Below are 10,064 nucleotides of genomic sequence, written 5' to 3' on the forward strand. Positions count from 1 at the left end.
AGATTACATTAGCTACTATAACAACGAACGAATCATGCTTAATTTAAAGATGAGCCCTGCTCAATACAGAGCTCAGTACCTAAGTAAAAGCGTGGCTTAAGAGTCCAAGAAAAGGGGTTCACTCCACTGACCTAGGTAGGACTGAATTGCTCATGCATGAGCAGACAGTGGTTTAGTTCTGGGTTGCAGCACCAGGCAGTTTAGTGGGTGTGTCGCAGCTTGGCATTGATGTTGAAATTGTGCAGATATCGGCCGTTATTGTTTTTTCATTACAAATATCAACTTAAGTGTTGTTTTTAGTGCTTTGGTACAGAGTATAAAGAATACTTCGTGGTCATCTTTTTTCATCGTATAGTGGAGCTAGAATTTATTTAAGATATAGGTCAAGAGGTATGTTACATAACATCGTTGTAGTGGGCGGCGGAGCCGGAGGGCTAGAGTTGGCAACACGCCTAGGGCGCACTCTAGGGAAGCGCAAACAGGCAAAAATCACTTTGGTAGATGCTCATTTGACACATATCTGGAAGCCATTACTGCATGAGGTTGCAACGGGCTCACTGAACAGTACCGATAATGAGTTGAATTATGTGGCGCAAGCTAAGTGGAATGGTTTTGAATTTCAAATTGGGCGCCTTTGCGGTATCAACCGAGAGAATCAAACCATTGAGCTCAGTGCAACCCTGGATGAGCAAGGGCAAGAGCTAGTACCGGCACGTTACTTGAGTTATGACACCTTGGTGATTGCTGTGGGGAGTTTAACCAATGATTTTGGTACCTGTGGTGCAGCGGAGCACTGTATTTTCCTTGACAGCCCGCAACATGCACTGAGCTTTCACAAGCGTTTGCTGGGGGAGTATTTAACAGCTCACGCAAGAGGGAATAACGATCATCAAGTCAATATTGCCATTGTGGGGGCGGGTGCTACAGGTGTGGAGTTGGCAGCTGAATTACGTCGAGCTTCGCAGCAGTTGTTTCTCTATGGTTTAGATAATATAAAGCCAGATAACATGAATATTACTATTCTTGAGGCTGGGCCGCGAGTATTACCTGCATTGTCGGATAAAATTGCAAGCCAAGTGCACCAACAGCTTTTGAAGTTGGGTGTGGAGATTAAACTGTCAGCTGCCGTAGAGGAAGTTACTGCAGAAGGAATGCGAACCCAAGATGGGGGGGTTGTTCCTGCAACTTTAAAGGTTTGGGCTGCTGGGATTCGTGGGCCCGATTTTTTATCACAGATGGATGGTTTAGAAAGTAATCGTATTAATCAATTAGTGGTTCGCCCTACTTTGCAAACGACTTTAGATGACAATGTGTTTGCTATCGGGGACTGTGCTGCTTGTCCTTTATTTATCGGAAGTGATAAAAATGTACCTCCTCGAGCGCAATCAGCGCATCAGCAGGCTAGTTTTTTAGCGCGGTCTTTAGCGCTAAAGCTACGAGGTCAAGCTTTGCCTAGCTATAAATATCGAGATTACGGCTCTTTGGTATCGTTGTCGCAATACAGCGCTGTGGGTAATATTATGGGTGGTTTAATACGTACGGTAAGTGTTGAGGGGTGGATGGCACGGATGTTTTACGTGTCTTTATATCGTATGCACCAAGTGGCTCTGTATGGTGTGTTTCGCACCGGTTTGATTATGCTCAGTGACCGTATTGGGCGCCGCACCCATCCACGCATGAAACTGCACTAGAGTGGACAGGGGTACCCACTGTGAAGCGGAGTGTAGGCGAAAGGCGTGAGGCTCATGCGATTAATTGCGTAGCTGATACATCAAAATACCTGCAGCAATACTGACATTAAGCGATTCAGCCTGCCCATAGATAGGGATTTTAATGCGATGGTCGGCTAACTTTAATACTTCTGATGAAATACCTGCACCCTCATTGCCCATAATTAACGCGATTTTATCGAGTGGACCTAGTGTATTGTACGGGATAGAGTCCTCTAAGGCGCTAGCGAGTACGCTGTAGTGCTGTTTTTTTAACTGAGGGAGTAACTCAGATAAATCGGCTTCAAGTACAGGGATGTGAAAGATCGAGCCTTGTGAGGCGCGTATCACTTTGTCGTTGTATAAATCGACAGTGCCTTTGCCGAGCACAACTTGAGAAAAGCCAGCAGCATCGGCGGTGCGGATCATAGTGCCAAGATTGCCTGGGTCTTGAACTTGATCGATCAGTAACAAGTAATTACCACTGATGGTTTTGGGGGGAGGCATGTTCACTACAGCTGCAATGCCTTGCGGGGCTTCGGTTTGGCTTATGGCAGCGAAAACTTGGCGATCTACAAGGATAGGCGTTTGTCCTGCAAGCCAGTTTGGCAGCTCAATGCCATTCTGCGCGATGATGCTTTCTAACTGCCAACCGCTATTCAGGGCATCTTCCAGTAAATGAAAACCTTCAATCAGAAACGACTGTGTGCGTACACGGTGTTTTTTGCTGTGTAGTTTAATCCAATTTTTGACTTGGCTGTTTTGCGTGGAAGTAATCAAATTGATCTGTCCTACGAAGGAATGCGAGTAAAAGCTGCGCTGGTGAGCGCTGTTAATGCTAGTGCGACCTCATGTCTAGGGTGTGAGTCGAATGAGGTTGGCTCAATAAAACCTACATGGGTGGCTGCTTGGCGCCGGAGGATACAGTGATAGGAGCATTTGAGCAGATATGGATTTTAGCATTTATTCATATCTTAGGCTTAGTTTATTGGGCTGTGTTGGTCTCAACAGTCAGTAAGTGGGAGCTGCTGAGCTGAGCCTTGTACTGTATTGGCAAAGTTGTGCCGGTAAGTCGAGTATGTAAGAAGTTGGTGTGTCGGGAGTTAAATGATGATTAGGATTTGCTGAACCGTGGTTTTGCTCTGAGGCTTTCTGAGATATATAACAGTTTTCTGCAATATTTCGCTGTGAGTCTAGGCATGCAAAGGATGAGAAGGGACTTAAGTTGATCGCCCGCATAGATAAATCGAGCAGTTCTTGTTTGGATGGTGAAACAGTATGTAGCGTTGCGTGCAATACTGATGAGTCATAAATAGACTTTCAGGTGCTATAAATGGGTTGCAAGCCGTTCAACATTGGTTATAGTCACAAAGAAACATAACAATAAAAATAAAGTGCAATGGGAGATCAGTATGGAACATAAAAATGATAAAAAAACCTTAGATCAGTACAGTAAAGGGTTGCATGAACTGTACGCAGAGAACCCAATAAAAGCTGATGAGATTGTCTGGAATCGCGAAACGGATCAAGATACACGAAGAGGGTTTTTGAAAAGAAGTGGTTTACTGGCAATGGTGACCGCAGTGGGTGCTAGTATTCCTTTCGCAAAAAACATGCCTGCTGGCTTGATTCCTGCAGCTTATGCACAGTCGGATGAACCCTTCATTTTGGAAGGTAAAGAAGGGTTGAAAGTGTTGAATGATCGGCCCATTAATGCAGAGACACCACCGCATTTGTTGGATGATGAAGTCACTCCGGCTAAACATATGTTTGTGCGTAACAATGGTTTGCCGCCAGAGCTCAAGGATTTAGACTCAGAGACTTGGACATTGGAGATTGCGGGTGAGTCGTGTGTGACACCGACTACTTTTACTTTGGCTGAACTCAAGTCGCGATTTAAGCATTATACCTATCAGCTAACACTTGAATGTGGTGGTAATGGCCGTAGCGAATTCACACCAGCAGCCAGTGGTAATCAGTGGAGTACTGGAGCGGTAGCATGTCCTACCTTTACGGGGGTACGTTTGCGTGATGTGCTTGAGGCCTGTGGCATTAAAGATGATGCTGTCTATATTGGCTATTATGCAGCAGATGTGCATCTCAGTCGTGACCCAAGTAAGCAAGCAATTTCTCGTGGTGTGCCCATGTCCAAAGCGTTAGAAGATGAGACACTGATCGCTTGGGCGATGAATGATGAAGATATCCCGTACTTAAATGGCTATCCGTTGCGTCTAGTGTGCGGTGGTTGGCCGGCGTCCACTTCCGGTAAATGGCTGAATAAAATTGTAATACGAAACAAAATCCATGATGGTAATAAAATGGCGCCTCCTGCTTATAGTGTACCGAAATACCCTGTGGCGCCAGGCACTAAAGTACCCAATGAAGATATGGAAATCATCGGTTCGATGCCAGTGAAGTCACTGATTACATTTCCGAAAACAGGTATCAGTCATCAGTTTAGTAAACCTTTAACTGTACGTGGGCATGCTTGGGCGGGTGATTTAGAAGTTAGTGAAATGTATGTGTCGATCGATTTTGGTGTGACCTGGCAAAAAGCGCAGTTGCGAGCACCTGTTAATCGCTTGGCATGGCAGCATTGGACTAGTGAACTGACTTTTCCTGAAAAAGGTTATTATGAAGTGTGGGCTAGGGCAGTAGATAATGAAGGAAAATCCCAGCCAATGGTGGTTGCCGGTTGGAACCCTAAAGGTTATTTAAACAATGCTTGTCACCGCATTGCGGTACAAATTGTTTAGGAGGTGATTATGCTACGTCCTATTGCTGTAACCGTGTTGGCGTTTGGCTTGGGAATGTCGGCGAGCTCAGTGCTAGCCGCCGAGGTTGATCCGAGCACAGGTTTTATTATCGCACCAGGTTGGGAGAGTGTTCGTAACAATTGCGTTGCTTGTCATTCAGCAACCTTAGTTACACAAAACAGTGGTAGTCGTGAACATTGGCTATCTTTAATTCGGTGGATGCAAGATGGTCAGGGGCTTTGGCAATTTGATCCTCTCACAGAAAATACTATTTTGAATTATTTGACTGAAAACTATGGGCCTAAACAAGATGCTCGTCGTCCGGCTTTGCGTATAGATGAACTGCCGGTAAATCCATATCGAGCTAAACAGTCTTAAGTCTGTTTGGCCTTGAGGTTGCCTTTTCGGAGGGTGTAAGGCTCTCTGATGAGGCGCATTGTGGCGTGGGTCAAGCTTATACAGGATGTTACTAACAGCATTAAAATCTGATATGGGCTAGAATATTGTTTCAAATTAAAAGCTTCAATAGCATCTCAGCGCTGTATGGGAGGGCGGACAGCTTTCCCTTGTATCTTTTCTTTAAATGAGTACAATAGCAGCGCACCATATCTTTGGTGTGCGTTTTATGGCGACCCCGTCGGTCCCCTCGCAACGATTATCCGTGAACCCGGTCAGGCCTGGAAGGGAGCAGCCGTAGCGGTGACATTGTGTGCCGGGGTGTGGCTGGCGGAGGTTGCCACCTTACTTATCTAAGCAGTTATATCCTCATATTACTCAAAAAAGCCCACTCCTAGAGCGTATTGCGGATGCAATTTATGCTGCGCTCCGTTAGCATGAGTGTCTGTTTTCTTACAGGTATTTGGTTGCTATGAGTTATCAGGTTTTAGCCCGCAAATGGCGTCCACGTTCGTTTCGTGAAATGGTTGGGCAAGCTCACGTTTTAAAAGCCTTGATCAATGCTCTTGATCATCAACGTTTGCACCATGCTTATTTGTTCACGGGAACTCGCGGTGTGGGAAAAACCACCATTGCACGGATTATGGCCAAGTGCTTGAACTGTGAGCAAGGCATCAGTTCGACACCTTGTGGTGTTTGTTCAGTGTGTACTGAGATTGATGAGGGGCGTTTTGTTGATCTGATTGAGGTCGACGCTGCCAGTAAAACCAAGGTGGAAGACACCCGCGAAATGTTGGATAACGTGCAGTATATGCCAACTCGCGGCCGTTATAAGGTTTACCTGATTGACGAAGTACATATGTTGTCGACCAGCTCCTTTAATGCCTTATTGAAGACGCTGGAGGAGCCACCTCCATATGTTAAGTTCATTCTGGCAACCACCGACCCGCAAAAGCTGCCAGCAACGGTTCTATCTCGCTGCTTACAGTTTTCTCTAAAAAACATTGCGCCTGAACCGATTGTGGGACATTTGAAAAATGTGCTCAATAGCGAAAACATACCATTTGAGGATGGCGCGTTGTGGTTGCTTGGTCGTGCTGCGGACGGCTCCATGCGTGATGCTATGAGCCTTACTGATCAGGCTGTGTCTTTTGGTGATGGCAGTGTCATGGTGGAAGATGTCCGAGCAATGCTAGGGACACTTGATCAAGGTCAGATCTATGGTGTACTAAAAGCGCTGTTAGCGGGGGATGCTCGTGCTGCCTTAGCGGCTACAGCACATTTGGCTGAACACGGCCCAGACTGGGCTGGCGTGCTCGCAGAAATTTTGAACGCTTTGCACCGCATTGCTATCGCTCAACTGATGCCCGATGCCATTGATAATGGTCAGGGTGACCGTGAACAAGTACTAGAGTTAGCTGCTCAAGTGCCCCCAGAAGACATTCAGTTTTATTATCAGTTAGGGTTGATTGGTCGTCGTGATTTGCCTTTAGCACCGGATCCGCGCGATGGTTTTGAAATGATATTGTTGCGCATGTTGGCTTTTCGACCGGCTGATTTACCCGGTGCGCCACCGAGCACAACATTGATTCAGGAGCAGTTAGCGGAAAAAAACACAACTGTGGTGCCGACTCCCGTCCCATCAGCAATCTCTAAGCCAGCTGCGGAGCAGGAGGTTGCAGCGGTAACGCAGACAGGGCATGTAGGCGAGGGATCTGCTGTAGTTGTTCAGCCAGAGGTTGGTGCTAAGTCTGTTTCAGCTCTTAAGTCCATAGAAGAGATACATGCGCCCTGGGAAGATGTACCACCAAGTATAGAGGGTACTGGAGCTCGATCAGCTGAGCTTAGTGCGTCCAGATCGGACTTGCAGCCTTCGGCAGCAGAGTCCGATTTTTCTCGGATACCAGTGGTCAGCGATGATGTTTTCCAGACAGATGAGGTACCTTATTCTGATGCTGATTATGCTCAAGCTTTTTCTGCTGATTTAGATGATGACGCACACCTTGACGCTGCACAGTTTGAAAACTATGCAGAGCTACCCAGATTCAGTGATGATGAGGTAGAGTTATTGCAAGGGGCAAATGGCACTGTTGATTTAAAACAGCATATTCCTCCAGCCTCGGGGTTAGCAGCAGAGTGGCAAAATGTATTTTTACAGTTGAATTTAGCTGGCATGGCCCAAAATATTGCAGCTAATACTGTATTAGTTGAGAAAAAATCAGACTCTTGGCTTTTACATTTAGATCCTAATCACAGTGCTTTATTTAATAAAACTCAACAAAAACGCATTAATGATGCAATCAATACTGTGTTAGGCGTAGAAATTGAACTACATATTGAGTTACAAGAGCCGGAGCAAGAAACCCCAGCTTTAGCGTTGATTCGTCAACAAGCAAAGCGTCAGCATGAAGCTGAGGCTGCAATTCATGCTGATCCGGTGGTGTTACAGTTGATGGATACTTTTGGCGCGACGATTAGCGCTAATAGCATTGAACCCCTAGACTAGATACGTATAAGGATACTTAAATGAAAGGTGGTATGGCTGGCCTGATGAAACAGGCGCAACAAATGCAAGAAAAAATGCAAAAAATGCAAGAAGAACTAGCTAACGCGGAGGTTACCGGAGAGTCTGGAGCTGGTTTGGTCAGCATTGTAATGACAGGTCGTCACGATGTGCGTCGTGTTAATATCGATGATAGTTTATTGCAAGAAGATAAAGAAATTCTTGAAGACTTAATTGCGGCAGCAGTGAATGATGCAGTACGTAAAGTTGAGAAAAATAGTCAAGAAGGTATGGCCGGTATGACAGAGGGACTGCAATTGCCTCCTGGTTTTAAAATGCCGTTTTAAGCATTACCTCCGTAAGCAGGGCGCTCTTGGGTGTCCTGCTTACCTTCTTTCTACAGCTTCTGTAGAGTACCTCCTCGTTTAATTCTCTTAATATTAAGCTGAAACGTTATGTCATTTAGTCCCTTAATTCGTCAATTGATTGATGCTTTTCGTGTATTGCCGGGAGTAGGGCAAAAAACAGCCCAACGCATGGCGTTGCAATTACTTGAACGAGATCGCAGTGGTGGTCAGCGCTTAGCTCAGGCATTAACTGCTGCAATGGAGGGAGTGGGGTATTGTCACTCTTGTCGCAGCTTGAGTGAGGAGGAAGTGTGTCATATATGCAGTGATGTTCGGCGTGATGAAGCTTTGCTGTGTGTCGTGCAGGGGCCAGTGGATGTTTTTGCTGTAGAGCAAACTGGTTATCGTGGTCAGTACTTTGTTTTGAAAGGTCACTTGTCACCACTGGATGGTTTAGGGCCAGAACACATTGGGATTCCTGAGCTTATTACTCGTATTAACAAAGGTAATTTCACCGAAGTGATTTTAGCCACTAACCCTACGGTAGAGGGAGAAGCTACGGCGCATTACATTGCTCAGGTTTTAGCTGACAAAGATCTATCTATTTCACGCTTAGCTCATGGTATGCCGTTGGGTGGAGAGCTAGAGATGGTCGATGGAGGCACTTTAAGTCATGCTTTTGCTGGGCGTAGACCTATAGTGTTTTAAGCATAAATCCAGTGCCTCCAGAGCACAAGAAACGTGCTGACCGTGTACGCTATTTCGTGAGCAGGTTTTCCTGGGTTTCCGGTAGATTGCCTTTGGATTGTTGTTCTCGCATCTCTACTGTTTCATTTGACAAGTTGCCTTCACTGGGCGTCGTATTGCTATTCTCGTCTGTGGCGGGCGCCTGCCCAGCGTCGTTTTTCGATTCATGTTTAACTTGTGTGGCGTTCGACGTCTGAATAATGGGAACGCCCTTGGGGAAAATTACTTCGCGCGCGGAATCAGGAAGCTCGATACCGGCTTTAATGAGTGCGTTCTTGGTCTGGCGCAACAAGGCCGAATTGATTTTGTTAGGCGAGTAAGTGTTGCTGTCGAACCAGTAATAGACGCGCAAATCCACGGTTGCTGGGCCTAATTCCTCCACTAGAACGAGCGGCTCTGGTGTATCGAGGACGGCAGGGTGCTCCTGCAACACCTTTGCGATGAGGGTCTGCGTCTTGGCAGCCGAGGAATCATAACCGATACCGACCGTGAACTCGGCGCGGCGGCTCGGAATGCTGCTGTAATTCTTGATGATGCTCTTATAAACGGTAGAGTTGGGGATTTGCACCTGATTGCCGTCAAGCGTGAGCAGAACAGTGCTACGGAAATTCAGGTTCTGCACCACACCTGTGTGCCCGCCGACATCGATCAGGTCACCGCTGTGGAAGGGGTTGCGCATGCTTAGCAGGATGCTTGCCAGAAAGTTCTCGGTAATGTCGCGCAGTCCGAAGCCGATGATAACGCCGATCAGCCCGGTGCCGCCAAGCACAGTGAGGGCCAGTCGCGTCAACCCTGAAAATTGCAGTACGAAATAGATACCCAGTAGGATGACTGGCACTGCAAATGCCCGCGCTACAACCGACAGCAGCAGCGGTGATTCGATGCGGCTTGCAAATATTAGCCGAACCGCTAGTGCTATAAGTCTGGCGGTCAGCCATGATGCCAAGATGACGAGGCCGGCGAGCGCTACCAGTGGCCAGGCCCTGAGTACCCGCCGGTAGAAACTTGTGAATTCTTCACCTGCGCGCACAAAGGTAGAGCTAACATCGGCACTGGCCTCGATCCGGTTGACGACGGCGACTGTACCTTGCATGTTTTCGGCGAGAGTTCCGGCCCAGGCCCGATGTTCCTGTGTACCAGTCGTGCCGTCGAGAAATACTATTCCGTCATGCACTGAGACGTGCGCTACATCGAACCATCCGGTTGATTTCAGGATGCGTTGCAAGCGGCTTGCAATTTTTGCATCGCTTGCTTCGGGAACCACAGTCACGGACTGCTGCGGCGTAGCTGGAGTGACATCTTGCGCCAAAGTAGGCGTCGTACAGGTGATCAGTAGTATGACGAATCCTGCGGTGTGCAGCATCCGTAGCAGCACCTTAGGTAACTCAATTTCGCATCGTTGGCTTCCTGACATTCGTATTTGCTCCTGTGAGCGGTGATTGTCCAATCTGCCTCATCACCGATACTGCGGTTTTATACATACTGGACTTCCCCTAAAACACTAGACACTCCTTAAGTTAGAATAAACCTTTAGGAGAGCATCATGGCAAAACCACGTTTTACACCTGAATTCAAAGCTGAGGCCATCAAACAAATAACCGAACGC

General features: G+C 47.0%; 9 protein-coding genes and 1 other RNA gene. 8 read left to right on the plus strand and 2 right to left on the minus strand.

All coding sequences use genetic code 11. The features are described from left to right. Positions 1-7: 7 nt before the first annotated feature. Positions 8-100, plus strand: a complete 93-nt coding sequence (locus TOI97_RS12800) for an IS3 family transposase (protein WP_407651303.1) — start codon at positions 8-10, stop codon at positions 98-100. 292 nt (positions 101-392) lie between these two features. Continuing rightward, complete coding sequence (locus tag TOI97_RS12805; protein WP_321554526.1) at positions 393-1,691, plus strand: NAD(P)/FAD-dependent oxidoreductase; 1,299 nt, start codon at positions 393-395, stop codon at positions 1,689-1,691. 60 nt (positions 1,692-1,751) lie between these two features. On the opposite strand, the gene TOI97_RS12810 is transcribed toward TOI97_RS12805, so the two are convergent. Beyond that, a complete protein-coding gene (locus TOI97_RS12810; protein WP_321554527.1) occupies positions 1,752-2,489 on the minus strand; it encodes a TrmH family RNA methyltransferase in 738 nt (245 codons plus the stop codon). 632 nt (positions 2,490-3,121) lie between these two features. Between TOI97_RS12810 and TOI97_RS12815 the strand changes: the two genes are divergently transcribed. The 6 genes from TOI97_RS12815 (at position 3,122) to recR (ending at position 8,419) form a co-directional block, all read left to right on the plus strand. Continuing rightward, entirely contained in the window at positions 3,122-4,465 is a 1,344-nt protein-coding gene (locus TOI97_RS12815; protein ID WP_321554528.1) for a sulfite oxidase, read from the plus strand. 9 nt (positions 4,466-4,474) lie between these two features. Beyond that, positions 4,475-4,843, plus strand: a complete 369-nt coding sequence (locus TOI97_RS12820; protein ID WP_321554529.1) for a hypothetical protein — start codon at positions 4,475-4,477, stop codon at positions 4,841-4,843. Between the two features lie 257 nt (positions 4,844-5,100). Continuing rightward, positions 5,101-5,197, plus strand: an RNA gene (gene ffs / locus TOI97_RS12825) — signal recognition particle sRNA small type. A 136-nt stretch (positions 5,198-5,333) separates the two neighbouring features. Further along, entirely contained in the window at positions 5,334-7,367 is a 2,034-nt protein-coding gene (gene dnaX / locus TOI97_RS12830; protein ID WP_321554530.1) for a DNA polymerase III subunit gamma/tau, read from the plus strand. A 20-nt stretch (positions 7,368-7,387) separates the two neighbouring features. Continuing rightward, complete coding sequence (locus TOI97_RS12835) at positions 7,388-7,711, plus strand: YbaB/EbfC family nucleoid-associated protein (RefSeq protein WP_321554531.1); 324 nt, start codon at positions 7,388-7,390, stop codon at positions 7,709-7,711. 108 nt (positions 7,712-7,819) lie between these two features. Continuing rightward, entirely contained in the window at positions 7,820-8,419 is a 600-nt protein-coding gene (gene recR / locus TOI97_RS12840) for a recombination mediator RecR (RefSeq protein WP_321554532.1), read from the plus strand. 49 nt (positions 8,420-8,468) lie between these two features. Here the strand turns inward: recR and TOI97_RS12845 are convergent, their stop codons facing one another. Next, on the minus strand, positions 8,469-9,872 hold the full coding sequence (locus TOI97_RS12845; protein ID WP_321554533.1) for a mechanosensitive ion channel family protein: 1,404 nt from the start codon (positions 9,870-9,872) through the stop codon (positions 8,469-8,471). Between the last annotated feature and the right edge of the window lie 192 nt (positions 9,873-10,064).

This window comes from Denitrificimonas halotolerans (assembly GCF_034259425.1).
Lineage (GTDB): Bacteria > Pseudomonadota > Gammaproteobacteria > Pseudomonadales > Pseudomonadaceae > Denitrificimonas > Denitrificimonas halotolerans.

Bases quoted from the DNA above. Each gene is read 5' to 3' on its own strand.
- TOI97_RS12805 (WP_321554526.1), top strand. From the start codon at position 393: ATGTTACATAACATCGTTGTAGTGGGCGGCGGAGCCGGAGGGCTAGAG.
- TOI97_RS12815 (WP_321554528.1), top strand. From the start codon at position 3,122: ATGGAACATAAAAATGATAAAAAAACCTTAGATCAGTACAGTAAAGGG.
- TOI97_RS12820 (WP_321554529.1), top strand. From the start codon at position 4,475: ATGCTACGTCCTATTGCTGTAACCGTGTTGGCGTTTGGCTTGGGAATG.
- dnaX (WP_321554530.1), top strand. From the start codon at position 5,334: ATGAGTTATCAGGTTTTAGCCCGCAAATGGCGTCCACGTTCGTTTCGT.
- TOI97_RS12835 (WP_321554531.1), top strand. From the start codon at position 7,388: ATGAAAGGTGGTATGGCTGGCCTGATGAAACAGGCGCAACAAATGCAA.
- recR (WP_321554532.1), top strand. From the start codon at position 7,820: ATGTCATTTAGTCCCTTAATTCGTCAATTGATTGATGCTTTTCGTGTA.
- TOI97_RS12845 (WP_321554533.1), bottom strand. From the start codon at position 9,872: ATGTCAGGAAGCCAACGATGCGAAATTGAGTTACCTAAGGTGCTGCTA.